Genomic DNA, 24,051 nt, shown 5'->3' with positions numbered 1-24,051 from the left:
ATGACTGCTGCAAAGACCATCCTTCTTTCCGCGCTCGCCCTGTTGCTCGCCGCCTGTGGCGCCGGGCCGGAGCGCTACGCGGTAACCCCGCCGCCCGTGACCCAGCCCGTGGGCATCGCATTCCGCTCGGTCGAGGTGCGCCAGGTCTCGCTGCCGACCTACGCCGCCTCGGACGAGATCACCACGCAGGAAAACGACGGCACGCTGGTCAGCGACACCAGCGTGCTCTGGGCCGACAGCCCCGAACGCGCCGTCGGGCTCGAGCTCAGCCGCCACCTCGCCCGCCTCACCGGGCGCCGGATCGCCTCGGAACCCTGGCCGTTCGAGTCCTTCCCCGACGCCCGGCTCGAGGTGCGCTTCGAAAGCCTTCTCGCCGGCCCCGACGGCCAGTTCCGCGCCTCCGGCCAGTATTTCGTCGCCGTCCCCGATGGCGGCCGCGAACGCTCCGGGCTCTTCGATCTCGCGGTCCGCTTCGATCCGCGGGGCGGCCCGCAGTCGATCGCCGCCGCCCGCGGCCAGGTCATCCTCGACCTCGCCCGCTTCATCGCCACCAACGGCCTGCGCTAGGCACGCCCGGCCCTCTCTGGTTCGAAAATATCTCCGCCGGAGGCTCCCGCCCGTGCCGCTCGCGCGCCGGGCCGATCCGTCACTCGGGCCAGTCCCGCAGCGCCTCTGACAGCCGCTCCAGCCCTTGCATCAGGTTCGCCTCGGCACCACCCCCAACCCCCAGCCGGATATGCCCCGGCAGACCGTAGGCGCTACCCGGCAGAAGAAAGGTGCGGTAGGGCGGGTCCAGCAGGCGCCGGGCCAGCGCGTCGCCGTCGATCCCGTCCCCCAGCCGCCCAAGCCCGATCAGCCCGGCCTCGGGCGGGATCCAGCCCAGCCGCGTCTCGCCGCGCACCCAGTCGTCCATGCGGCGCAGATTGGCGCGACCCTCGGCCCGTGCCCGCGCCAGCCCTGCGCGGTATCGGTCGGGACGCAGGGCGATCTCGGCAATGGCTTCGCCCATCACGTTCATGATCTCGCTCGAGTTCTCGCGCAGGATCACCGCGTCCTGCACCAGCCCGGCATCGCGGCAGATCAGCCAACCGGTGCGCAGCCCCTGCAGCCCGAGCGCCTTCGAGACCGACCCGGTCGTGATCCCGCGCGCATACATCCCGGCCACCGAGGGCGCGCGCGGGCCTTCCCATTCGAGCCCGGCGTAGACCTCGTCGATCAGCAACCAGGCGCCCACGCCATCGGCAATGCGCACGATCTCCTCCAGCTCCGCCCGGCCCAGCATTCGTCCTGTCGGGTTGTTGGGGTTGGTGAGGAATATGAGTTTCGTGCGCTCGGTCACGGCCGCAGCCAGCCAGTCGAGCGGCAGCGCCCAGCCGTCCTCCTCGACCCGCGCCACCGGCACCACCCTGGCCCCCTGTGCCGCGGCGAGCACCGGCGCCTGCGGCCAGCCCGGGGTTTCGACGACGATCTCGTCGCCCGGCTCGAGCAGCTGGCGCAGCACCAGGTAGTTGGCCTCCGCCGCCCCGGCGGTGACCAGCACGTCCCGAAGATCGCAAACCTCCTCCAGCCCGGCCTGCCGCAGCACATGGGTCCGCAGTTCCGGCAAGCCGCGGAAATCCCGGTTGTTCCAATCGAGCGACATCGCAGGGTCGAGATCGTCGAGGAAGTCTCCGAGGCGCGGCGAGGCGGCGAGCGAGAAGCCGACCACCGCCTCGGGGTCGGCGGCAGTACTGTCGAGCAGCACCTCGAACAGCCGGTGCATCTTGACTTTCATGGCCTGCCTCCCTCTCCTCACCGGCGAGAAAAGAGGTGATCGAGGCGACATGCAACCCCTGCTGACGGGCCGACCGGAGCGCTTGGCGATACTCGACTACGGCCTGTTCGAGGTTAATGCCGGGCCGCGCACCATCGGCATCTGCGGCTACGCAATCCGCACCGATGCCGGCGAGGTGGTGCTGATCGACACCGGCTTTCCCCCGAAATACGCCGCCGATGCCGAGGCCGCCACGCGCGAGGACGACCTTGGCAGCTTCGGGCGCGTGCTGTCGATCACACCGGAGAACATGGCCCCGGCGCAGCTCGACCTTCTGGGCATCACGCCGGGTGACGTCGACCTGATGATCCAGACCCACACCCATATCGACCATATCGGCCACATGGACGGCTTTCCGGGTGCGCCGATCCTGATCGCCGCCGCCGAACGTGCCCTGCCCCGCCCGCTCTACTGGTCCGGCAAGCAGATGATGGACTGGCCCGAGGCCGATTACCGGCAGGTCACAGGTGATTTCGATCTGGGGCCGGGGTTCGAAATCCTGCTTGTGCCGGGCCACGCACCGGGCCAGTTGGCCATGCTCATCGAGCTGCCGCAGACCGGACCAGTGCTGCTGACCTCGGACGCCATCAGCCGCGCCTCGGAGATCGACGAGCAATTCGCGGGCTCCTGGGACGAGGATCTCGCCATCCGCCACGGCGCGCGCCTCATGGCGCTGGCGAAAGACCGCGGGGCCTGGGTGATCTACGGCCACAGCCCCGAGCAATGGCCCAGGTTGCGCAAGGCGCCGGAGTGGTATCTCTGAGCCGCGCTCAACTCAACGCCCCCGCCGCCCGCATCCGCGCGATATCTTCCCCGGAGTATCCCAAATCGCCCAGCACCGCCTCGGTGTCCCCGCCCGGGGCACCGGGCGGCGTCGGATCGTCGGGAACCGATCTCGAAAAGCGCGGCGCGGGGCTGGCCTGCGTGACGCCCCCGATCTCGCGGAACGTTTGCCGCTCGGCGTTCTGCGGATGCTTCGGGGCCTCTGACCAGTCGAGCACCGGGGCGACGCAGGCGTCTGTTTTCTCGAAGATCACCGCCCATTCGTCGCGGGTTTTCGTCGCGAAAAGCGCTGCATAGCGCGCCCGCTTTTCCGGCCAGGTTTCGCGGTCGTTCTGGGTGGCAAGCTCGGTTTCCGGCAGGCCTGCGCCGCGCACCAGTTCCGCGAAAAATTGCGGCTCAAGCGCACCCACGGCAATGTAGCGCCCGTCGGCGCAGGCGTATGTCCGGTAGAACGGCGCCGCCCCGTCGAGCCAGTTCTCCTCGCGCCTGTCGGTCCAGAATCCGCGCGCGATCATACCGTGGATCAGGCCCGTCATCGCCGGCACGCCGTCGGACATGGCGGCATCGACGACCTGCCCCTTGCCCGACGTGGCGCGTTCGACCAGCGCCGCAAGCAGCCCGAGCAGCAGGAACATCGTGCCGCCGCCAAAATCCGCGACGAGATTCAGCGGCGGGGCCGGGGGCCGGTCGGCGGGTCCCATCGCCTGCAGCGCCCCGGTCAGGGCGAGGTAATTGATGTCATGGCCCGCGCGCTGCGCCAGTGGCCCCTCCTGCCCCCAACCGGTCATCCGCCCGTAGATCAAGGCTTCGGGGCAATCGCCGGGGCCGAGCCCGAGACGTTCCATGACCCCGGGCCGGAACCCTTCGATCAGGATGTCAGAGGCGGCGATCAGCCGACGCGCGGCAGCAAGCCCCGAAGCCCTCTTGAGGTTCAACGCAACCGAGCGCTTGCCGCGCCGGTTGACGTCCGTGGGATCGGCCGGCCCCGCGGCGCGGTCGACGGCCACCACCTCGGCCCCGAGATCGGCCAGAAGCTGCCCGGCCAGCGGCGCGGGGCCCAGCCCGCTGAACTCCACCACGCGCACACCCGCGAGCGGTCCGCGCCGCACAGGTTTTCGTTGCGTAGCGATGTCCCCGTCCTCCCCATTGTTCGGCGCGAGGATATCCGGGCCTTACGCAATGTCCACGGGGCAAAAAGAAACCGCCGCCGGGAGCATGCTCCGGCGGCGATCACCGCATGAATTGCGTTCCGTGAGTCGGCTGGCATGTGTGTTTACCGTCGCCGTCCGTGTCGGTCCCCAGGTACCGACCCTCCGTGGGTGAGGGAATTCACCTATGGGTAGAATTACACGCAATCGTGGAACGCCGTCAAAGAAAATCGTCCCAGCGTGTCACGAACGCGACTTTGGTCTGTAGAGCGGTGGAAACGATTCCCTGCCGCGTGGGGCACTGTATCGCATGGCTCAACCCGCGAGCGCGGCGTCGAGTCCGGCCCCGAGCTTGTCGACCAGCTCCCCGATCTGGTCATCCTCGATGATGAAGGGCGGGGCAAGCAGGACGTGATCGCCGGTCCGGCCGTCGATGGTTCCGCTCATCGGATAGCAGATCAGCCCGGCCTCGAACGCGTGCTTCTTGATCTTGCCGGCGATGCCCCGGGACGGATCGACGGGCGCCTTGGTCTCGCGGTCGGCGACAATCTCGATGCCCTGGAACAGCCCGCGCCCGCGGATGTCGCCGACATGCGGGTGCTGACCGAACCGCTCCCTGAGCGCCTGCATCAGCTTCGGCCCCTGCACCCCGACGCGCTCGACGAGCCGGCGTTCGATCAATGCCGAGACCACGGCACGACCGGCAGCGGCGGCGGCGGGATGGCCGAGATAGGTGTGCCCGTGCTGGAAAAACCCCGAGCCGTCGCGGATCGTGTCGTAGATCCGCGCGGAACACAGCATCGCGCCGATGGGCTGGTAGCCCGCGCCCAGCCCCTTGGCGATGGCGAGGATATCGGGCGCCACGCCGTCCTGCTCGCAGGCGAAAAGCGACCCGGTACGTCCCATGCCGCACATCACCTCGTCGAGGATCAGCAGGATGCCATGCGTGTCACAGATCTCGCGGATGCGTTTGAAATAGCCCGGCGCCGGGGTCAACGCGCCCGCCGTCGCCCCGACCACCGGCTCGGCCACGAAGGCAATGACGGTCTCGGGTCCGACGCGCTGCAACTCCTCTTCCAGCAGGTTCGCGGCGCGCAGCCCGTAGTCCTCGAGGCTCTCGCCGTCGCCCCGGTAGCGGTATTCGTAGCACGGGTCGATGTGACTCACGTCCATCAGCATCGGGCCAAACTGCTGACGCCGCCACTCGTTGCCGCCCGTGGCCAGCGCGCCCAGCGTGTTGCCGTGGTAGCTTTGCTTGCGGGCTATGATGCGTCCGCGCTGCGTCTCCCCGCGCTCGACATGATACTGCCGCGCCAGTTTCAGCGCGGATTCCATCGCCTCGGACCCGCCGGAGACGAGGTAGACGCGGTCGAGATCGCCCGGCGCATGTGCTATCAGAAGGTCGGCAAGCTCTTCGGCCGGTTCGGACGTGAAAAACCCGGTATGGGCAAAGGCGAGCCGGTCCATTTGTTCCTTCACAGCCCCGATGATGGTGCGGTCGCCGTGGCCAAGACAGGACACCGCCGCCCCGCCCGAGCCATCGAGGTACTTCTTTCCGGAGGCGTCGATCAGGTAGCAGCCCTCGCCGGACACCGCGACCGGCGGCAGGGACTTGGTGTGGCGGGGAAAGACGTGTGACATGGGCGCTCCTTTCCAACTGTCAGGTCTGCGCAGGCTCCCAAAGCTCGATCGGGTTGCCCTCGGGGTCGTGGATACGGGCAAAACGGCCGATCTCCGAGTCCCATTCGGCCTTGGTGGTCACGGCGATCCCCTTGGCCTGCAGGTCCGCGATCAATCCGGCAAGGTCGGAGACGCGGAAGTTGAGCATCCACTGCCGCGAGGGATCGCCGAAATAGTCGGTGTCGGCGGCGAAAGGCGCGAAGACGGCAACGCCTTCGTCCGGACGCCACGTGCCGGGGCCGGTGATGCCGAGATGTTCGGCGTACCACGCGGCCAGTTTCTCCGGGTCATTGGCGCGGAAGAAAAAGCCGCCGAACCCGTTCACCTGTCCCATCAGGCCGCCCCCGGAAGCTGCACGCGCCGGGCGCTTTCCTCGAAGTCGGTCAGCGACAGCGGCCAGACAGTCCCCGGCCAGCGCAATTCCATCTGCTTTTTCCGCGGCCGGTAGACGGCGGTGTAGAGCGTGCCGAACCCGGCGTCGAAGGCAGTCGAATATAGCGGGGGCTTGAGGAAGGCGCCGATGAAATGCTCCTCGGTGTCGCGGTGCAGGGTCAGGCGCTGCAACAGGTAGCGTTCACGCTCGACCGTGGCGGTAAAACGTGCGTGGCTGACCCATTCGACGTTTTCTTGGTGATTGGTGGCGACGGCGGCATGGGTGAGGACCGCGGGCCGATCGGGACCCATCATCGCCGTAAGATAGTTCCGCTTTTTGTCCAACACCGTGACGTTGTAGCTCATGTGCGTCGGCACGCGCGCCAGCGCCTCGCCCGCCTCCTCGGCGGTGCCGCAGGTCTGCAGGACGTAGCGCAGGATGATCGGTACGCCGAAGCCGGTCCCGACCACGCGCCGCCCGCCGAAGGTGAGCGAGATCGCAAGTCCGCGGTCGTTGAGCCCGTCGACCAGGCCCCAAAGACCGTCCGAAGTGCCCATGACCCGCCTCCCCTGCCATTTGGTGCGCATCACAAGGCTGTCGAAGGCATTGGCGTTGTAGTCGTAGTTGCGCACCATCACCGGCTCGCGCCCGGTCCAGATCGCCTGGCTGCACCCGGCGAGGTAGGGCGGCGGCCCGTAGAAGCTGAGAAACCGGGCCGCCTGGTCGCCGCCGCCGGCAAGCTCGGTGAGCTCTTCCCAGAGCGGCAGGATCTCGGGCATGTGATCCTTCATCGCCCGGCGCGACTCGGCATAGGTCGGGCGCGCGGCCTCGCCCTCCTTCAGCCACCAGCTCCGGTAGTGCGGCCAGTATTCATGGAAAAGCCCGGCCCAAACCGGGCCGGGCTGGTCTTCGGTGATGGCACGCCAGTACATGGCCGCGCGGTCCTTTCTCCTTCAGAGGATCTTGAAGGCCGGGTCCGCAAGGGCTGGTCCGGCCTCGGCCTGGGCAAGGGGCTGACCCTCAACGCCCTGCTTGATGCCGTGGATCCATTTCTTCGCCCGCTCGTTCAGCTGGAAGCCTTTCGTCATCGACCGTCCGCGCGTCACGAGGATGCCGATGTCGGCCCCCTCGTAGCGATAGTCCCCGGGTCCGAGGATGCGCAGGAAGAAGGCTTCGTTCTCGCTTTCCACCGCGCGGCGGTGATAATCGAAGCGATCGAAGACCACCCGCCCGTCCTCGAGCATCTTGTAGATGCCGGTTTCCGGCGAAGCCGTGCAGATGTCCACCGTGTCCTCGGTGTGCTTGATGACCATCTGGCTCCAGCTGTCGATGTTGTCCGGGTCGGCCCAGCGGGCATTGAGCTCGTCCACGTCCAGCTTGAACTTCTTCTTCGAAAACTCGAGCAGGTGGAAAAGGAAAAGCGGCGCATCTGCATGGGCAAAGGCAGCATGGTTGGTCATCGACGACGCCCCGGTGATTCGCGGGTTCAATTCGCCCAGCCACAGCTCGCCGGTCTTCTTGTCGATCAGGAAATCGAGCTCGAAATAGCCCCGGTAGCCTTCCTTGCGCAGCTGTTCGCCGAACTTGAATGTGAGATCCCGCGCCTGATTGCGGACCTTCGGCGGAAAGGCCGTCGACAGGATCTCGTTGCCGCACCAGCCGCCGCGATAGGGCGTCAGCTCCTTGAAGCCGACAAGCTCGGTCATCAGCGGGCCGACGATCGTGCCTTCCTTGGTGGCACAAGCCTCGATCGCCGAGCCGCGGCAGTCGATGCGCTTCATGATCTTGATCTCGCCCTCGCCGACGATCTCGTGCTCGTGCCGCCGGAAATCGGCCTCGGACTTGATGAAGAAGGTCGTGTGCCCGGAATCCCCGAAGGCCGACTGCAGCACCAGGTCATGGCCGATCCCGGCCTTCTCGCAGGTCTTCTTCAGATCCTCGTAGCTTTTCACCTCGGCCAGCACGTTCGGCACCGAGGGCACGCCGGCCTTGTTGCCGATGCGCACGGTCTCGATCTTGTTGTCCATCGAGGTGCGCAGCTTGGCCTTCGGGAACCAAACCTCGGCGCCAAGCTCTTTCGAAAGCCGCTCGGTCTCCTCGTCGAACATCAGGAAGACGAACTTGGGCTTGCCGCCACGGCGCTTGATGAAGTCGATGACCTCCTTGTGCTGCAGCAGGTAGTTGTTGATGTCCTCGATCGACTGGAACTCCGCATGCGGCTGTTCGGAGGGGCAGAACACGTTCGGATGCTTGCCGCCATAGCAGTCGATGTAACAGATGTACTTGAAGTTCTTCACCCACTCGTCGAGCCCGAGCAGGTTGAAGTTCGTGGCGGAGATGAAGTAGATCGGGTCCTCGTTGCGGTGGAAGTATCGACGGATTTCCGAGATGTTCTTCAGAACCGTTCCAACCATTGGTGTCTCCTCTCTGTCCAGTTATTCCGCCACGTGGGCGAGTTTCTTCATGTGCGGCTTGGCCTCCACCAGCTTCTGCAGGCTTTCGGCGGTAAACACGCGCAGGCCGAGATCCGGCCGGTAGCCGTGGATCTCGCTCACGTCGAGCGCGAGCATGAATTCGAGAATTTCCTCCGACACGACCTGCCCCGGCACCAGGATCGGGAAGCCCGGCGGATAGGGGATGATGAAGCTGGCCGAGACCACCGTCTCGCCGCTCTTCAGCGCCTTTTTCAATGACCCGTCGAGGTCGAGGTAGTCGCAGTTCTTCTCGTCATAGGCGAGGAAGAAGGCCGTGCGGATGTCGCCCTCGCCGGTTTCGCCCTCGGCAAGGAAGGCGTCGTGGAACCGGCTGAAATCGGGCAGCGGCGGCAGATCCTCCATCAGGTTCTTCACGCGCTTGTCGAAGGCGAGCCGTTCCATCCGGCTGGCGTCGTCGAGCAGATCGTCGAGCGACTTGGCAATCTCTACCAGCACCTCGATCAGGTAGGCGACCGAAGACCGCGTGGTCCCGATGTTGGTCATGAACAGGACCGTGTTGCGCGAGGTCTTGTTGATCTGGATGCCGTACTTGTCCATCAGGATCTGGGTCTTGAACGTGTCGCCGTCCCAGCCCGTGCCGCCCACGGCCAGCGTCACCCGCGTCGCGTCCAGCACGAAGTCGTCCTGTTCCCAGCAGTCCCACATGTCGGTCACGCCCTGCTCGGCGTCGTAGTAGCTGGTCACGCCGCTCTGCCGGTACTCGTCCGGGATCATGTCGCCCGCGGTCAGCACCTTGAAGTAGCGTTTGAGCAGCGGGTGCGTGCTGATCGCACGACGCATCGACATCGCCGCCTCGATCTGGCGCTGGACAAATTCGAACCCTTCCAGTTCGACCTGCCGGCGCCCGACATCGAGCGAGGCGATGATCTGGTAGTTCGGGCTGGTCGAGGTGTGGGTCATGTAGGCTTCGTGGAAGCTCTGCTCGACCTCGCCCTTGAAGTCCTGGTCGTTGACATGGATCATCGACCCCTGCCGCAGCGAAGTCAGCGTCTTGTGCGTCGACTGCGTGGCATAGGCCCGGACCCGCGCGCGCGGCGGCGGGATCAGCCGGGTCTTCAGCAGCGTCGCCTCGTCCGCGTCCTTCAGCTTGTCCTGCTGCTTCTCATAGGCTTTCTGGTGCTCTTCACTGCGCAGCTTGTGGCGCAAGCTGTTGGCCGCGCTCATCGCCGTGCGCTGGCGGTAGGTCGGGTTGAAGCGGGCAAAGGCGAACCAGGCCTCGTCCCAGAGGAAGATGAGATCAGGCTTGATGGCGAGGCATTCCTCCATCACCCGCTCGACGTTGTAGACCAGCCCGTCGAAGGTGCAGTTGGTCAGCAACAGCATCCGCACCCGGTCGAGCTTGCCTTCCGCCTTCAGCTTCAGAAGCTCGTGCTTGATCTCCTTGAGCGGCACCGCCCCGTACATCGAATATTCGTTGAGCGGGTAACTGTCGAGGTAGCGCACCTGCGCGCCGGCCAGCACCATGCCGTAATGATGCGACTTGTGGCAGTCGCGGTCGACGAGAACGATGTCGCCCGGCCGGACCAGCGCCTGCACCACGATCTTGTTGCAGGTCGAGGTGCCGTTGGTGGCAAAGAACGTCTGTTTCGAGCCGAAGGCGCGTGCCGCAAGTTCCTGCGCCTCCTTGATCGGCCCGTGCGGTTCCAGCAGCGAGTCGAGACCGCCGGACGTGGCCGAGGTCTCGGCGAGAAAGATGTTGGGCCCGTAAAAGGCGCCCATGTCCTGGATCCAGTGCGACCGCGTGATCGACTTGCCGCGGCTGATCGGCATGGCGTGGAACACGCCCGTCGGCTGCTTGGAATAGTTCACCAGCGCCGTGAAGAACGGCGTCTTGTTGCGCGCCTGCACCCCGCGCAGGATGTTGAGGTGCAGCTCCATGAAGTCTTCCTGGTTGTAGAAGACGCGCCGACAGATGCCGAGGTCGAGCCCGGCGATGTCCTCGACCGAGCGTTCCGTGACAAGATAGGCGTCGAGTTCGGGGCGCACGCGGGCGATCAGGCGGCACAGCTCAGGCCCGTAATCCTCGGGGCGCATCGCCTCGATCTCCTCCTGCCCGCCGGCGCGGTTGAGGTAGCGGGCAAGAATTTCCTTGTCGACCTTGGACTTCAGCGTCAGCCCGGGGCGCACGACGATGGCCTGGATGTTGTGGTTGAAGAGCACGGCGACCAACGCATCCTCGATGGAGGGCACGACCACGGGTTCGTAGATGAACGGGTCCTCGGGCCGGCGCATCTGCGCGACGTTCGATTTCAGCCAGCGTTCCTGGTACTCGTTGACGTTGTCGACGATCAGCACCTCGAAATAGGGCTTGGCCAGCGCCCGCGCCTCGGGCGGCTGGATCGCCTCGTCATCGTGGTCGTCCTGCTCGCCGAGGTCACGTTCGAGCGGGATGTGCCGGCGCCGGTAGGCCCCGGTGGTCAGGGCGCGGGTCACGCGCCCCGCGGCATAGGCGAGGTCATCCCAGGCCCCGTGATCGAAGCGCCGGCGCATCAGGTCGAAGGCCGCCATGCCCGGGAAGGCCCAGTAGGGCTCGATCACGGACAGGGATTCGAAAAGCTCGGTCACGTCTTTCTTCAGCCGCGCGAGATCGCGCTGGTTCGGATCGCGCGTCAGCGCGACCGTGGCTTCCCGCAACGCGCTCCACCGGTCCGAGCGCAGCTGGATCGCCGAAGAATAGTCGTGAATCCCATGCATCGGTCGTTCTCCCTGTTTGCGGGAGCGACCGACACCTGTCGCGGCGGGAACCTTTCTCCGCCGCCCGGACCCGGTCGCCTACCCGCTTGACGTTTTTCCCGCCACCGGCGCCAGCACCGCGTTGTCGGCCTCGGGCCCGGAATAGCGGTGCGTGTCGTGGTGCGGATTCTGGCCGGACACGGTGTCGAGCCCCATGCCCTTGTAGGTCGGCGCCTGCCGGACGGTCTGGGCCGGAACCTCGACCTGCAACCCCGAGCGCGTGCCCTGGCGCGGCATTTCCAGCGGGCCGAGCGTGTCGAGGTAGCTCGCAGTGCCGCTGGCGCGGTCGTAGACCGAGAAATCGACGGACCGGTCGCGGAAACTTTTCAGCACCTGCCCGAGACCCTTCATGCCGGTCTCGCGCTGGCGGCGGACCATGTCCATGTCGACCTCGATCGGGAACATGTCCTCCTGCCCGGCGGACTGGTGCAGCACCATCGACGCCGGGTCGACCACGCAGGACCGGCCCACCCCGCCGGCTCCCAGCCCGTTGACGTCGAAGACATAGCACTGGAACTGCGCGGCGGTGGCGCGGGCGATGGCAAGCTCGGCGTCGCGGTCCGTGGTGCCGGTCAGAACCGGGTGCAGCAACACCTCGACCCCCTGCGCCGTCAGCTGGCGCGTGGTTTCCGGGAACCAGATGTCATAGCAGATCGACAACCCGAAGCGGCCCACGTCCGGCACGTCAAAGACGCAGAACTCGGTGCCCGCCGCGATCCCCGCCTCGTAGGGCCGGAACGGGAACATCTTGGCATAGCGCCGGACAATTTCGCCCTCGGGATTGATGACGACGGAGGTGTTGAAGATCTCGCCCGAGTCCGGATCGGTCAGAAACATCGAGCCGGGGATCAGCCAGACGCCGTGCTTGCGCGCCGCCTCGCAGAAACGGTCGATGGTCTCGTTCTCGGGCGACAGCGAGAACTTGTCCAGCGGGCCGAAGGGCGCAAGCTCCGAGAACAGCACCATCTGGGTCCAGGGGAAACGCGCCATTAGCACGTCGAGCCGGTGCAGCATCCCGTCGACGTTGGGCTGCAGGGCGTTCACGTACATCTGGACGCCGGCAATCGCAAAGGGGGTCATGTCACAACACTCCGTCGCGCCGGACCGGGCCGGGCTGGCCCTGTCGCAAATCCGTCGCGTCCGGATGAAATACTGCGTTGCGCGCCGGACTTGAACAGGCGAACGCACAATTTGGCGTCATTCCCGTGCGTCTCGGCCTGCCTGTGGCAGCTATTGCACATGCCTTGATCAATCCGTTCTTCAGGCCGCCGCCGTCTTGTGGCCCGTCTTTCCTGCCCGACCGCGCTGGAGCATGACGATCAGCCCCAGAACCAGCAGCGCCGGGATGAACATCCAGTACTTGCTGGGCTGGTCGACGGGCTTGAGCACCCGGATCACCTCCTGGTCCCAGTCGAGCCCGGCGTTCTGTGCTGCCGAATCGAACATCACGTCATCGACGAACATCTTGTCCTCTTCCACGCGCGTCAGCAGCCCGGCGTTCTCGAGCTTTTCCTCGCCCGTCGCACCTTCGCCCAGCGGCAGCAGCGCCACGAACTCGACCGGATCGCCCAGGTCATTCACGCCCGAGACCCGCAGTCGCAGGTTCTCGCCCTGCGGTGTGTCCGCCGCGGCCTGCACCAGCTCGGCCGGCGCCTCCTCGGTGTAAGGCGGTGACACCATGTCCATCCAGAAGCCCGGGCGGAAAAGGGTGAAGGCGATCAGCAGCAGCGCGATGGTCTCGTAGAACCGGTTGCGCGCCAGGAAGAAGCCCTGGGTCGCCGCCGCGAAGAGCAGCATGGCGATGGTCGCGACAATGAAGACGAATATGCCCTGCCCCCAGCCCACGTTGATGAGCAGAAGCTCGGTGTTGAAGATGAAGAGGAACGGCAAGGCCGCGGTGCGCAGGCTGTAGAAGAAGGCCACCACACCGGTCTTGATCGGATCCCCGCCCGAAACCGCCGCCGCCGCGAACGAGGCAAGCCCCACGGGCGGCGTCACGTCGGCCATGATGCCGAAGTAGAACACGAAGAGGTGGACCGCGATCAGCGGCACGATCAGCCCGTTCTGTTGGCCCAGTGTGACGATGACCGGGGCAAGCAGTGCCGAGACGACGATGTAGTTGGCCGTGGTCGGCAGACCCATGCCGAGGATCAGCGACAGCACCGCCGTCAGCAGCAGGATCGCCAGGATGTTGCCGCCCGACAGCACCTCGACCACGTCCGCCAGCGCCGAGCCGACGCCGGTCTGGCTGACGGCACCGACGATGATGCCCGCCGTGGCGGTGGCGATGCCGATGCCGATCATGTTGCGCGCACCGGTGACCAGCCCGTCGATCAGGTCGCCGAAGCCCGCCGCGATGTCATGCATCAGCTGGCTTTCGCCGCGGAAGATCGCCATCAGCGGGCGCTGGGTGACGAGGATGAAGATCATGAAGGACGCCGCCCAGAAGGCAGAGAGGCCCGGCGAGAGCCGGTCGACCATCAGCGCCCAGACCAGCACCACGACCGGCAGGATGAAGTGCAGGCCTGCGCGCACCGTCGGACCCGGCAGCGGCAGGTGCGTCACCGGCGCGTTCGGATCGTCGAGCTTGAGCTCCGGCTCCTTCGACGCGACATAAAGCAGCCCGACGTAGACCGCCGTGAGCAGCGCGAAGACGATGTACCCCGCGGTCGCCGGGAAGGCCGGGCGCAGCCAGCCCATGCCGTAGTACACCGCCATCGATACCGCGCAGATCACCACGATGGCAAAGGCGATGCCGATCAACCGCTGCACGATGGGCTTGGGTTCGTAGGCGCGCGGCAGGCCTTCCATGCCCGCCTTCATCGCCTCGAGATGCACGATGTAGACCAGCGCGATGTAGGAGATCAACGCCGGCAGGAAAGCGTGCTTGACCACGTCGAAATAGGGAATGCCGACATACTCGACCATCAGGAAGGCCGCGGCCCCCATCACCGGCGGCATGATCTGCCCGTTGACGGACGAGGCGACCTCGACCGCGCCGGCCTTCTCGGAAGAAAATCCGACCTTCTTCATCAGCGGGATGGTGAAGGTGCCCGTGGTCACCACGTTGGCAATCGACGAGCCCGAGATCAGGCCGGTCATCGCCGAGGACACGACCGCCGCCTTGGCCGGTCCGCCCCGCATGTGGCCCATCAGCGAAAACGCGACCTGGATGAAGTAGTTGCCCGCGCCCGCCTTGTCCAAAAGCGAGCCGAAAAGGACGAAGAGGAAGACGAAGGAGGTCGAGACGCCCAGAGCGATGCCGAAGACGCCCTCGGTGGTGATCCACTGGTGGTTCACGATCTCCGACAGCGAGTTGCCCTTGTGGGCGATGATGCTGGGCATCTGTGGCCCGAGCACCGTGTACATCAGGAACACGCTCGCCACGATCATCAGCGCCGGCCCCAGCGCGCGGCGCGTGGCCTCGAGCAGGATCATCAGGCCAGCGACCGCGACCACGAAATCCTGCAGGATCGGCGCGCCGACCCGGCTCGAGATGTCGACGTAGTAGACGAAAAGATATAGCGCCGTGGCCGCGCCGACGATGGCGATCGCCCATTCCCAGACCGGGATGCGGTCCTTGGGCGAGCCCAGCAGGATCGTGGCGACCATGCCGGCGCCGATCAGCGGAATCCACCAGACCGGCGTGTCGTCCTTGGCCCCGATCATGAAAAGCGCCGTCAGGATCACCGGGATGGCAATGCCCAGCACCATCTGGAACGGCGTGCGCGCCGCCGGAAAGGCGGCGATGCCCAGAAATACCGCGAAGGCAAGGTGGATCGAACGCGCCTCGGTGTCGTTGAAGACACCGGCGCCGATCATGAAGGGAAAGGGTGAGGCGATCCAGAGCTGGAACAGCGACCAGGCCAGTGCCACGAGCATCAGGAAGGTGCCGACCGCGCCCTTGGCGGATCGTCCGCCAGTGTCGGAAGAGGCGACAAGCTCGTCGAGTTCCGCCTGGCTCAGCCCACCGTGTCCGGATGCTGCCGCCTGGACGGCTGCCGCTTTCTGCTGGTCCTTGTCCGACATGTCTGGTCCCCCTGCCCGCCAGCCTGTTCCGGCTTTCGCGGCCCTGTTTGATCCTTGCGCGGCGGCGGATGTCCCGCCGCCGCGCCTGTCAGAAGCGTGACCGGATTACATCCAGCCCTTTTCCTTGTAGTACATCTCGGCGCCCGGATGCAGCGGAGCCGAAAGCCCGTCCTTGATCATTTCCTCTTCGGTGAGGTTGGCGAAGGCTGGGTGCAGCTTCTTGAAGCGGTCGAAGTTCTCGAAGACCGCTTTCACGACTTCATAGACCACCTCGTCCGGCACGTCCGCCGAAGTCACGAAGGTTGCCTTGACCCCGAAAGTCTCGACGTCCGCGTCATTGCCCGCGTACATGCCGCCCGGCACGGTCGCCTTGGCGTAGTAGGGGTTTTCCGAGACCAGCTTGTCGATGGCCTCGCCGGTCACCGGCACCAGGCGCGAGTCCACCGTCGACGTCGCTTCCTGGATCGACCCGTTCGGGTGGCCCACGGTGTAGATGATCGCGTCGACCTTGTTGTCGCCGAGCGCCGCCGACTGCTCGGCCGGCTTCAGCTCGGAGGCGAGCGAGAAGTCGTCCATGCTCCAGCCCATCTCGTTCAGCACGACTTCCATCGTCGCACGCTGGCCCGAGCCGGGGTTGCCGACGTTCACACGCTTGCCCTTGAGGTCCTCGAAGCTCTCGATGCCCGAATCCGCGCGTGCGATCACGTTGAAGGGCTCGCCATGCACCGAGAAGACGGCGCGCAGCTTGTCGAACTTGTCGCCCTCGAACTCGGACGAGCCGTTATAGGCATGGTACTGCCAGTCGGACTGGGCCACACCCATATCCATGTCGCCGGCCTTGATCGCGTTGATGTTGGCGATCGAGCCGCCGGTCGAGGGCGCGGTGCACTTCAGACCGGTCTCGGCGCTGTCGCGGTTCACCAGCCGGCAGATCGATTGACCGACGACGAAGTAGACGCCTGTCTGTCCACCGGTGCCGATGGTGATGAACTTCTCCTGCGCGACCGCGGCGGTACCCGCAATCATCGCACCGGAAACGGCGAGTATTTTAAACATTTGCATAGATGTCTCCCTTGTCAATTTTCAGCCGGGGAAAGTGCAGGCCCCGAAGGACCGGCGTCGGACGTTTGGTGCCGTCTGCGCCTTCGCACGCGCGCCTTCGCGGCGCGGGATCGGAAGGCTGATGCGGGGCCACCGGGTCCGATCAATTGGAACTCGCGACGTCGCTCCCCCAAGCTATTGTGTTTAAACGGACCCGCCGCAGCGGATCCGCGAATGCACGCAGACCGTGCCTTCTGCAAGATTCCTGCAGAAAGCCTAGGAGGCTTTGATCCGTTGTTCAAGCACTATGGTAAAAGACACAATTCCGGGCGATGTTCGCGGCATATCGCGTCGCTTTCGCCTCGACTTCGGGCAGAACCGGAACCGTCGCCTGGGCAAGGCTGTTTAAAATATCCAACAAGGGCGGGTGCGCTTGTCGCCATGCCGCCGCACCGCTCCGGGCCCGCTGGGAGGATACATGCCGGATTTCAGCTCTCTGACACGTTTCGCGACACTGGCCGGCGTTGCCTTCGCCGCCCTGCTCTGCGCCCTCGCCCTGCCTGTCCTCGGTGCGTGGATGCTGCTGCCGCTCGCGGCCTTCGCCGCGCTCACCGCGCTCGGCCTGCATGACCTCTGGCAGCCGCACCATTCGATCCTGCGCAACTATCCCGTTCTCGGGCACATGCGCTTTCTCTTCGAAGGCATCCGCCCCGAGATCCGCCAGTACCTGATCGAAAGCGACCAGGACGAGGAACCGTTCAGCCGCGACACACGCTCGCTGGTCTACCAGCGCGCCAAGGGGCAGGAGGACAAGCGTCCTTTCGGCACCCGCGAACGGGTCTATGACGCGGGCTATGCCTGGGTCACCCATTCCGCGCGCCCGATCCACATCGAGGACAGCGATTTCCGCATCGAGGTCGGTGGGCCGGGCTGCACGCAGCCCTACAGCGCCTCGATCTACAACATCTCCGCGATGAGCTTCGGCTCGCTGTCCGGTAACGCCATCCGCGCGCTGAACACCGGGGCCAGGCTCGGGCGCTTCGCCCATGACACCGGCGAGGGCAGCATCTCGGACCATCACCGCGCCGGCGGTGGCGATCTGATCTACCAGGTCGCCTCGGGCTATTTCGGCCGCCGCACCGAGGACGGGCGCTTCGACCCCGACCGCTTCGCCGAGATCACCGCCGACGATCAGGTCAGGATGATCGAGATCAAGCTCAGCCAGGGTGCCAAGCCCGGTCACGGCGGCGTGCTGCCGGCCTCCAAGATCAGCCCCGAGATCGCCCGCACCCGCGGCATACCGATGGGGGTCGACTGCGTCTCGCCGCCCGCGCACTCCGCGTTTTCCACACCGCTCGAACTGGTTGATTTCATCGCCGAGCTGCGCCGTCTTTCGGGCGGCAAGCCGGTGGGCTTCAAGCTCTGCATCGGCCACCGGCGCGAGTTCATGTGCATGGTCAAGGCGATGCTCGAACGCGACATCACCCCGGATTTCATCGTCGTCGACGGTACCGAGGGCGGCACCGGGGCCGCCCCGCTGGAGTTCGCCAACCATGTCGGCATGCCGATGGTCGAGGCGCTGACCTTCGTGCACAACACCCTGCGCGGCGCAGGCCTGCGCGACCGGATCAAGGTCGCCGCCGCCGGCAAGGTGGTCTCGGCCTTCGATATCGCCCGCGCCTTGGCGCTCGGCGCCGACTGGTGCAACTCGGCGCGCGGCTTCATGTTCGCCATCGGCTGCATCCAGGCCCAGGCCTGCCACACCAACCATTGCCCGGTCGGCGTCGCCACCCAGGACCCGGTGCGCCAGCGCGCCCTCGACATCCCCTCCAAGGCCGAGCGCGTGGCGCGCTTTCACACCAACACGCTGAAGGCGCTGGCCGAGATCACCGGCGCTGCCGGGCTCACCGACCCGCACCAGTTCCTGCCGCGCCACTTCATGGTGCGCCAGCGCGACAACACGATGGTCACCGGCGACGAGGCCTACCCCTACCTGCCGAACGGGTTCCTGCTGGCCGGTGACCCTTCCGTCGCCCCGGATTACCAGCAACGCTGGGCCCGCGCCGATGCCGCCAACTTCGCGCCGCGCGACATGGAGGACTGACTCACCGCAGGTGATAGGTCAGTGCGCGCCCGATCAGCATCCGCAGGGCCGCCTCGTCCAACGCATCACCCGCCGGCAACAGCACCCCGCGATTGCCGTCATAGGCAAAGGCGTCCGGGAAGATCGCCCGAAACTCGGGCACCACACGGGTTTGACAATGGGTGAACACCGCCGCCGCGCCACCCTTGCCGAGACCCAGCCGCAGCGTCGTGCCCGACCGGCTCTCGGGCGTCAGGTAGGCCGGCTGACCCCATTTCAGGCATTCCGCGATCCGCCCCACCTCCGGACGCGCCGCCGCCACCTCGAAGACCAGCGCCCGGATCCCCAGCAGCCGGTCCCGCACCGTTTCCGGCATCCGGTCGAAGACTTCCGCAACCTCCGCCGGCACCGGCGGCACGACCGTATCGCGCAACTCACCCATGCGCTGATCCCAGCACGCCCCGCCCCCGGCGATCAAGCCCGCCCCTTCTCTGGTTCATAAATATCCCGGGGGAGTCGCGGCGCAGCCGCGGCGGGGGCAGCGCCCCCAAAAGCAAAACGCGCGAGCCGTCGCCCGCGCGTTTCCGCAAATCTCCGGTGGTGCGCGTCAGCCCAGCTCGGCCACCGCATCCGCAAGGGCCGCCTCGAAGATCTCGAGCCCTTCCTCGATGAGCGCGTCCGAGGCAGTCAGCGGCACCATGATCCGGATCGCGTTGCCATGCATGCCGCAGCCCAGCAGGATCAGACCGCGCTTCAGCGCATGGGCGCAGACCGCCTTGGCCAGGGCCGCGTCCGGGACTGCGCTGTCGAAATCCGTCACGAACTCGACCGCCAGCATCGCGCCGAGGCCGCGGATGTCCCACATCCGGTAGGGCGCCGTGCGCGCGCCGATCTCGGCGAACCGCGCCCGGAAATGCGCGCCCAACTCAGTCGAGCGTGCGAGCAGACCTTCGGCCTCGATCGCTTCGATCGCCGCCAGCGCCGCGGCGCAGGCCACCGGGTTGCCGCCGTAGGTGCCGCCCAGCCCGCCCGGGGCCAGCGCGTCCATCACCTCGGCGCGCCCGATCACGCCGGCGACCGGGTAACCGCCCGCCATCGACTTGGCCACCGTGATCAGGTCCGGCACCACGCCGGAATGCTCTATGGCAAACCAGGTGCCGGTGCGCCCGAACCCCGCCTGGATCTCGTCGGCGATCAGCAGGATGCCGTGTTCGTCGCAGATCGCGCGCAGCGCCTGCATCATCTCGGTCGGCACCGGGATGTAGCCGCCCTCGCCCAGAACCGGCTCGATTATGATCGCCGCCACCCGGTCAGGCTGGGCGTCGGTCAGGAACAGGGTCTTCAGCCCGGTCAGCGCATCCTCGACGGTGATCCCGTCGCGCACCGACGGGAAGGGCGCGCGGAAGATGTCACTCGGGAACGGGCCAACGTCCTTCTTGTAGGGCGAGACCTTGCCGGTCAGGCCCAGCGTCATCAGCGTGCGCCCGTGATAGCCGGCGCTGAAGGCGATCACACCCGGACGGCCCGTTGCGGCGCGCGCGATCTTGACCGCGTTCTCGACCGCCTCGGCGCCGGTGGTCACCAGCAGCGACTTCTTGGCGTGTTCGCCCGGCGCCAGCGCGTTCAGCTTCTCGGCCAGCGCCACGTAGCTTTCGTAGGGCACCACCTGGAAAGAGGTGTGGGTAAAGTGATCCTCCTGCGCCTTGGCGGCGGCGACCACCCGGGGATGGCGGTGGCCGGTGTTCAGCACCGCGATGCCCCCCGCGAAATCGATGAAGCGGCGTCCCTCGACATCCCAGAGTTCGGCGTTCTCGGCAAAGGCGGCAAAGACCGGTGCGGCCGAGGCCACCCCGCGCGGCACAGCCGCCTCGCGGCGCGCCAGCAGCGCGGCGTTGGTCTTGCTCTCGTCGCGCGAAGCGACAACCGCCATCTTCGGCGCCGCCTTGGCCGCCGGGGCAGCCGCGGCCTTCTGGCCCTGTGCCGCCGCGGGCTTGCGGGTCGTCTTCCGGCGGGTCGTGGACTTGACGGTGCTGGTCATCTGCGATTCCCTTTCGTGAACGGAATTTGGGGTGTTTAATATCTCAGTATTCCGTTTAATTTAATTGTCAATCGTGATTCTGCCCCCAACGGCGCACCGCGCCCTTTCGGGCGGGACCTTGATGCAACCGCCCCGGGCCGACCGCCCCCGATCCAGAAGGACACCGCGCGTGGACATCGGCAACAGACTGCGGGCGATCCGCGAATCCCGCGGCCTGTCGCAGCGCGAGCTGGCCGCCCGCGCCGGGCTGACCAACGGAACGATCTCGCTGATCGAGCAGAACAAGACCAGCCCGTCGGTCGCCTCTCTCAAGAGCCTGCTCGACGCAATCCCGATCTCGATCGCGGAATTCTTCGCGACTCTCGAAGAGGACAGCGCGCCCAGGCATTTCTACCGCGCCGACGAGTTCACCGAGATCGCCCCGCCCGAGATCGCCGGCGCCGCCGCGCAGCTTCTGTCGCTGCGCCAGCTCGGCGACGCGCAGAACCATTCGCTCCAGCTTCTGCACGAACGCTATGCCCCCGGCGCCGACACCGGGCCGGAGTTCCTCAGCCACGCGGCGGAAGAGGCAGGCGTGGTGATCCGCGGCCAGATCGAAGTGACGGTCGACGGCCAAATCCGCGTGCTCGGTCCCGGCGACGGCTATCTCTTCGACAGCCGCCTGCCGCACCGGTTCCGCAACACCAGCGACGAGGAGTGCGAGGTCATCAGTGCCTGCACCCCGCCCAGCTTCTGAACCTCAGTCGCGGTCCGTGGCCGCGCGATCGTCCGGGCCGGCGCTCTCGATCTCGGGAGCCTCGGCCGAGCCGGTCATGTCCGCCTCGGCCAGCGCCGGTCGCGTAGACCCGTCCAGGTCGCCGGCGCGTCCGGCCTCCTTCAGCGCCTGCCGGCTCACGTCGGGGGCCATCGCCTCGGCGGTCGCCAGCGGTTTCGGGATCACCTCGAGCTGGTTGTTCAGTACCGCGCCCACCAGCACCACCAGCGCGCTGAGCCACAGCCAGACCTGCATCGCGATCACCGCCCCGATCGAGCCGTAGACCTCGTTGTAATTGCCGAACTCGCGCACGTAGAAGGAAAACGCGACCGACATCGCCGCCCAGCTCAGCACCGCGAAGACCGCCCCTGGGCTGAAGAACGGCGGGCGCGCCCGGTGCCGGTTCGGCCCGTGCCGGTAAAGCAGGCCGATCCCGATGAAGATCACGGTGATCGCGATAACCCAGCGCAACAGCTCGATCACCGCCGCCGTCACCGACCCCAGCGGAACGAATTTCAGCGTCACCGGGATGATGATGACCATCAGCACCGCCACCAGCCCGACCCCGATCAGCGCGCCGGTCAGCCAGAGCGCGCGGATGTAGTGGCTGAGGCTGGTGCGCGGCGCATTGTCGAAGACGGTGTCGAGCCCGTTCATCATCGCCCCGACCCCGGTGCGCGCCGACCACATGGCCACCATCAGCGACACGATCCCGGCCCAGCCCAGCGTGTCGGAACTGGTGTTCACCAGCCCCACGATCTGCGTGTTCAGGATCTCGTAGACGTCGTTGGGCATCAGCTCGCGCACGTCTTCCATCTGCGTGACCACGATCTCTGGGTCCGCGATCAGGCTCAGCACCGCGATCAGCGCCGCAAGCGCGGGAAAGATCGACAACATGGAATAGAACGCCACCCCGGCCGAGATCAGCATCAGGTTGTCCTCGGCGATGTCGCCCACGCCGTTCCAGGCGGCCCGGGCATACCCCTTCAGCGAGCGATGATACCGCGCGGGCACCTCAGGCCCTGTTTGCCCTCGGTCCGATGATCAGCCAGATCACGAAACCGACGACCGGCAGCAGCACCACGAGCAGGATCCAGAGGACCTTCTTTCCGGTGCTCGCCGCCGAATTGATGATCGACACGATCGCCCAGACGTCGAGCACGAAGATCACGAAGCCCCAGAAGCCGGTATAGCCGTTCAACATCCCTGTCTCCTCTTGTTCGGTCGAAGTGTAGCCCAGCGGCGCGACCGCTCAAGCCCCGCGTGCGCGCCGCGCCGCGGCCATTGACACCGCCCCGCCGCCTGATACGCCGCGCGGGAACAGGAGACACGCCATGACCGCTTTCGCCCCCGAGCTTCTCGACACCATTCGCAGCCGCTTTGCCCATGTCGACGCCTGCCCCTTTCAGGGCCCGCGCATCTTCTTCGAGAATGCCGGCGGCGCGCTGACGCTCAACAGCGTCGTCGAGACCTCGGGGCGCTTCGCGGCCATCCCCGACAATCAGGGCCGCGACAACCCCGCGGCCAGGGCGCTGGTCGAGACGATCGCGCAGGCCAAGGCCGACATGGCCTGTTTCTTCAACGCGCCCGAGGGCCAGTTCTTCGTCGGCGAAAGCGGGACCGAGCTCACCTTCCGCCTTCTGCGCACCGCGATCATGGGCACCCGCCCCGGTGCCGTGATCGGCTCGAGCGTCGAACATCCCGCCTCGCGTTCCGCCGCGACGCATTGGGCGAAACTCGCCGGCAAGGAATACATCGCCGTGCCCCACGATGACGCCACCGGCGCCGTGACGCCCGCGGCCTACGCCGAGCGGATGACGCCGGAGGTGCGCGTCGCCACCATTCTGCACACCTCGCCGGTCACCGGCATCGCCAACGACGTCGCCGCCATCTCGGCGGCGATCCGTGCCGTGGCACCGCAGGCGATCATCTTCGTCGACGGCATCCAGCACGCCAGCCACGGCCATATCGACATCGCCGCCTGCGACATCGACGGCTACGTGATCTCGCCCTACAAGGTGTTCTCGCGCCACGGCTACGGCATCGCCTGGGCCTCGGACCGGCTGACCGCCCTGCCCCTCGAACAGCTCACCGGCGGGCCGGAGGCGAACTGGGAGATGGGCACCCGCGACACCGGCGCCTATGCCACCTTCTCGGACGTGGTGGCCTATTTCGACTGGCTCGGCGGCGAGGTCTCGGACGCCACCGACCGCCGCGCGCGGATCGAGGCGGCTGCGGCGGCCATCCACGATCACGAACAGGCGCTGACCGACGCCATGCTCCACGGCACCGGCAACCTGCCGGGTCTGGCCGAATTGCCGGGCGTCACCATCCTTGGCGGCTCCGACAACCCGCGCCGCGAGGGTCTGGTGACATTTGCGCTGGACTCCATCCCCGCAGCCGAGATCGTCGCAAAGCTCAACGACCAGGGCATCCGCACCCACATCCGCAAGGCCGACCACTATTCCGGCAACATCCTCGACCCCCTCGGCCTCGACGCCGCGGTGCGGGTCTCGCTTTGTCACTACAACAGCCTGACGGAGGTCGCGCGCCTGCTCTCGGCGATGAAAGACATGACGGACGCGAACTGATCCTCAGAACCAGGCCGCGAAGCCTTCGCCCAGCTTCGGGCGATCCTCCTTCGGCGGGAACTGCGGATAGCTCTGCTCGACCGGCAGGGTGACCCAGGGCAGCTTTTCCGAGGTCCAGGATTCGACGTAAGGCGCGAACCACGATGGATCGTCGAGCATCGTGGGCCGGACGTTCACATAGGCATCCGTGTCGCTGAACTGCGTGTACATCCAGCTCATGCACTCGGGGCAGAAGCGGTGGTCGATCTGCGGCCCCTTCAACCCGCCCTGCACGGTGTCGCCTTTCGTCACCCGGAAGGCGTCGCCTGCCACCATCATCGACAGCGAATAGGCGCTCGAGGCCATCTTCTGACAGCCGGTGCAGTGGCAGGCCATCGTCATCATCGGCGGGGCGGTGATCTCGAAACGGGTCGCCCCGCAGCGGCATCCGCCCGCCATCGGCAGGTCCGGTTTGGGCATGGCTGGTCCTTTCTCTGCTGCCGGGGCCGTC

20 protein-coding genes are annotated in these 24,051 nt (G+C 66.5%); 5 read left to right on the top strand and 15 right to left on the bottom strand.

The genetic code is table 11. From position 1 onward, the window contains the following. Positions 1 to 567: a PqiC family protein gene (locus R5H30_RS14950; protein WP_318329297.1), complete on the top strand. Its 567-nt coding sequence runs from the start codon at positions 1 to 3 to the stop codon at positions 565 to 567. A 79-nt stretch (positions 568 to 646) separates the two neighbouring features. On the opposite strand, the gene R5H30_RS14945 is transcribed toward R5H30_RS14950, so the two are convergent. After that, a complete protein-coding gene (locus tag R5H30_RS14945; RefSeq protein WP_318329296.1) occupies positions 647 to 1,774 on the bottom strand; it encodes a pyridoxal phosphate-dependent aminotransferase in 1,128 nt (375 codons plus the stop codon). Positions 1,775 to 1,823: 49 nt separating this feature from the next. On the opposite strand from R5H30_RS14945, the gene R5H30_RS14940 reads away from it, so the two are divergent. Beyond that, positions 1,824 to 2,576, top strand: coding sequence for an N-acyl homoserine lactonase family protein (locus R5H30_RS14940; RefSeq protein ID WP_318329295.1), 753 nt, complete (start codon positions 1,824 to 1,826; stop codon positions 2,574 to 2,576). A gap of 7 nt (positions 2,577 to 2,583) precedes the next feature. Here R5H30_RS14940 and R5H30_RS14935 read toward each other — a convergent pair whose 3' ends face one another. The 9 genes from R5H30_RS14935 to R5H30_RS14895 all read right to left on the bottom strand — a co-directional run bounded on the left by R5H30_RS14935 (position 2,584) and on the right by R5H30_RS14895 (position 16,116). Next, positions 2,584 to 3,705 (bottom strand): CaiB/BaiF CoA transferase family protein, encoded by a 1,122-nt coding sequence (locus R5H30_RS14935; protein ID WP_318329294.1) that lies wholly within the window; start codon positions 3,703 to 3,705, stop codon positions 2,584 to 2,586. A 354-nt stretch (positions 3,706 to 4,059) separates the two neighbouring features. Next, the gene (locus R5H30_RS14930; protein ID WP_318329293.1) at positions 4,060 to 5,385 is read right to left on the bottom strand and encodes an aspartate aminotransferase family protein; all 1,326 of its coding nucleotides are present in this window, start codon (positions 5,383 to 5,385) and stop codon (positions 4,060 to 4,062) included. A 19-nt stretch (positions 5,386 to 5,404) separates the two neighbouring features. Beyond that, the gene (locus R5H30_RS14925) at positions 5,405 to 5,758 is read right to left on the bottom strand and encodes a VOC family protein (protein ID WP_318329292.1); all 354 of its coding nucleotides are present in this window, start codon (positions 5,756 to 5,758) and stop codon (positions 5,405 to 5,407) included. Continuing rightward, positions 5,758 to 6,729 carry a C45 family autoproteolytic acyltransferase/hydrolase gene (locus tag R5H30_RS14920; protein WP_318329291.1) on the bottom strand — a complete coding sequence of 324 codons (972 nt, stop codon included), beginning with the start codon at positions 6,727 to 6,729 and terminating at the stop codon, positions 5,758 to 5,760. The genes R5H30_RS14925 and R5H30_RS14920 overlap by 1 nt, the downstream gene beginning before the upstream one ends. A gap of 21 nt (positions 6,730 to 6,750) precedes the next feature. Then, a complete protein-coding gene (locus R5H30_RS14915) occupies positions 6,751 to 8,211 on the bottom strand; it encodes a biotin carboxylase (RefSeq protein WP_318329290.1) in 1,461 nt (486 codons plus the stop codon). A gap of 21 nt (positions 8,212 to 8,232) precedes the next feature. Further along, positions 8,233 to 10,986, bottom strand: coding sequence for an aminotransferase class I/II-fold pyridoxal phosphate-dependent enzyme (locus tag R5H30_RS14910; protein ID WP_318329289.1), 2,754 nt, complete (start codon positions 10,984 to 10,986; stop codon positions 8,233 to 8,235). Between the two features lie 78 nt (positions 10,987 to 11,064). Beyond that, positions 11,065 to 12,105 carry a carbon-nitrogen hydrolase family protein gene (locus R5H30_RS14905; protein WP_318329288.1) on the bottom strand — a complete coding sequence of 347 codons (1,041 nt, stop codon included), beginning with the start codon at positions 12,103 to 12,105 and terminating at the stop codon, positions 11,065 to 11,067. A 180-nt stretch (positions 12,106 to 12,285) separates the two neighbouring features. Further along, entirely contained in the window at positions 12,286 to 15,054 is a 2,769-nt protein-coding gene (locus tag R5H30_RS14900; protein WP_318329286.1) for a TRAP transporter permease, read from the bottom strand. 105 nt (positions 15,055 to 15,159) lie between these two features. Beyond that, entirely contained in the window at positions 15,160 to 16,116 is a 957-nt protein-coding gene (locus tag R5H30_RS14895; RefSeq protein WP_318329284.1) for a TAXI family TRAP transporter solute-binding subunit, read from the bottom strand. Between the two features lie 457 nt (positions 16,117 to 16,573). Here R5H30_RS14895 and R5H30_RS14890 point away from each other — a divergent pair, with 457 nt between their 5' ends. After that, positions 16,574 to 18,199: an FMN-binding glutamate synthase family protein gene (locus R5H30_RS14890; RefSeq protein ID WP_318329283.1), complete on the top strand. Its 1,626-nt coding sequence runs from the start codon at positions 16,574 to 16,576 to the stop codon at positions 18,197 to 18,199. Between the two features lies 1 nt (position 18,200). Here the strand turns inward: R5H30_RS14890 and R5H30_RS14885 are convergent, their stop codons facing one another. Together R5H30_RS14885 and gabT are read right to left on the bottom strand one after the other, a co-directional pair. Beyond that, positions 18,201 to 18,620 carry a DUF1801 domain-containing protein gene (locus R5H30_RS14885; protein ID WP_318329281.1) on the bottom strand — a complete coding sequence of 140 codons (420 nt, stop codon included), beginning with the start codon at positions 18,618 to 18,620 and terminating at the stop codon, positions 18,201 to 18,203. Between the two features lie 165 nt (positions 18,621 to 18,785). Then, complete coding sequence (gene gabT, locus R5H30_RS14880; RefSeq protein WP_412105144.1) at positions 18,786 to 20,108, bottom strand: 4-aminobutyrate--2-oxoglutarate transaminase; 1,323 nt, start codon at positions 20,106 to 20,108, stop codon at positions 18,786 to 18,788. A 277-nt stretch (positions 20,109 to 20,385) separates the two neighbouring features. On the opposite strand from gabT, the gene R5H30_RS14875 reads away from it, so the two are divergent. Further along, entirely contained in the window at positions 20,386 to 20,952 is a 567-nt protein-coding gene (locus R5H30_RS14875; RefSeq protein ID WP_318329279.1) for a cupin domain-containing protein, read from the top strand. A gap of 3 nt (positions 20,953 to 20,955) precedes the next feature. Here R5H30_RS14875 and R5H30_RS14870 read toward each other — a convergent pair whose 3' ends face one another. Further along, the gene (locus R5H30_RS14870) at positions 20,956 to 21,984 is read right to left on the bottom strand and encodes a YihY/virulence factor BrkB family protein (RefSeq protein WP_318329278.1); all 1,029 of its coding nucleotides are present in this window, start codon (positions 21,982 to 21,984) and stop codon (positions 20,956 to 20,958) included. 1 nt (position 21,985) lies between these two features. Then, positions 21,986 to 22,174, bottom strand: a complete 189-nt coding sequence (locus tag R5H30_RS14865) for a PLDc N-terminal domain-containing protein (RefSeq protein WP_318329277.1) — start codon at positions 22,172 to 22,174, stop codon at positions 21,986 to 21,988. A gap of 130 nt (positions 22,175 to 22,304) precedes the next feature. Here R5H30_RS14865 and R5H30_RS14860 point away from each other — a divergent pair, with 130 nt between their 5' ends. Next, positions 22,305 to 23,561 carry an aminotransferase class V-fold PLP-dependent enzyme gene (locus R5H30_RS14860; RefSeq protein WP_318329276.1) on the top strand — a complete coding sequence of 419 codons (1,257 nt, stop codon included), beginning with the start codon at positions 22,305 to 22,307 and terminating at the stop codon, positions 23,559 to 23,561. Between the two features lie 3 nt (positions 23,562 to 23,564). Here R5H30_RS14860 and R5H30_RS14855 read toward each other — a convergent pair whose 3' ends face one another. Beyond that, positions 23,565 to 24,020, bottom strand: coding sequence for a GFA family protein (locus tag R5H30_RS14855; RefSeq protein ID WP_318329275.1), 456 nt, complete (start codon positions 24,018 to 24,020; stop codon positions 23,565 to 23,567). Positions 24,021 to 24,051 lie beyond the last annotated feature (31 nt).

It is taken from the genome of Roseobacter sp. FCG-D35 (genome assembly GCF_033436665.1).
GTDB lineage: Bacteria > Pseudomonadota > Alphaproteobacteria > Rhodobacterales > Rhodobacteraceae > JAWQFO01.
The sequence above is the reverse complement of the archived record's forward strand: the minus strand, read 5'-3'. Positions and strand labels throughout refer to the sequence as shown.

Coding starts and splice junctions, on each gene's coding strand:
- R5H30_RS14930 (WP_318329293.1), bottom strand. CDS start 5,385: ATGTCACACGTCTTTCCCCGCCACACCAAGTCCCTGCCGCCGGTCGCG.
- R5H30_RS14855 (WP_318329275.1), bottom strand. CDS start 24,020: ATGCCCAAACCGGACCTGCCGATGGCGGGCGGATGCCGCTGCGGGGCG.
- R5H30_RS14895 (WP_318329284.1), bottom strand. CDS start 16,116: ATGCAAATGTTTAAAATACTCGCCGTTTCCGGTGCGATGATTGCGGGT.
- R5H30_RS14905 (WP_318329288.1), bottom strand. CDS start 12,105: ATGACCCCCTTTGCGATTGCCGGCGTCCAGATGTACGTGAACGCCCTG.
- R5H30_RS14915 (WP_318329290.1), bottom strand. CDS start 8,211: ATGGTTGGAACGGTTCTGAAGAACATCTCGGAAATCCGTCGATACTTC.
- R5H30_RS14890 (WP_318329283.1), top strand. CDS start 16,574: ATGCCGGATTTCAGCTCTCTGACACGTTTCGCGACACTGGCCGGCGTT.
- R5H30_RS14910 (WP_318329289.1), bottom strand. CDS start 10,986: ATGCATGGGATTCACGACTATTCTTCGGCGATCCAGCTGCGCTCGGAC.
- R5H30_RS14860 (WP_318329276.1), top strand. CDS start 22,305: ATGACCGCTTTCGCCCCCGAGCTTCTCGACACCATTCGCAGCCGCTTT.
- R5H30_RS14950 (WP_318329297.1), top strand. CDS start 1: ATGACTGCTGCAAAGACCATCCTTCTTTCCGCGCTCGCCCTGTTGCTC.
- R5H30_RS14885 (WP_318329281.1), bottom strand. CDS start 18,620: ATGGGTGAGTTGCGCGATACGGTCGTGCCGCCGGTGCCGGCGGAGGTT.
- R5H30_RS14940 (WP_318329295.1), top strand. CDS start 1,824: ATGCAACCCCTGCTGACGGGCCGACCGGAGCGCTTGGCGATACTCGAC.
- gabT (WP_412105144.1), bottom strand. CDS start 20,108: ATGGCGGTTGTCGCTTCGCGCGACGAGAGCAAGACCAACGCCGCGCTG.
- R5H30_RS14920 (WP_318329291.1), bottom strand. CDS start 6,729: ATGTACTGGCGTGCCATCACCGAAGACCAGCCCGGCCCGGTTTGGGCC.
- R5H30_RS14945 (WP_318329296.1), bottom strand. CDS start 1,774: ATGAAAGTCAAGATGCACCGGCTGTTCGAGGTGCTGCTCGACAGTACT.
- R5H30_RS14925 (WP_318329292.1), bottom strand. CDS start 5,758: ATGGGACAGGTGAACGGGTTCGGCGGCTTTTTCTTCCGCGCCAATGAC.
- R5H30_RS14865 (WP_318329277.1), bottom strand. CDS start 22,174: ATGTTGAACGGCTATACCGGCTTCTGGGGCTTCGTGATCTTCGTGCTC.
- R5H30_RS14900 (WP_318329286.1), bottom strand. CDS start 15,054: ATGTCGGACAAGGACCAGCAGAAAGCGGCAGCCGTCCAGGCGGCAGCA.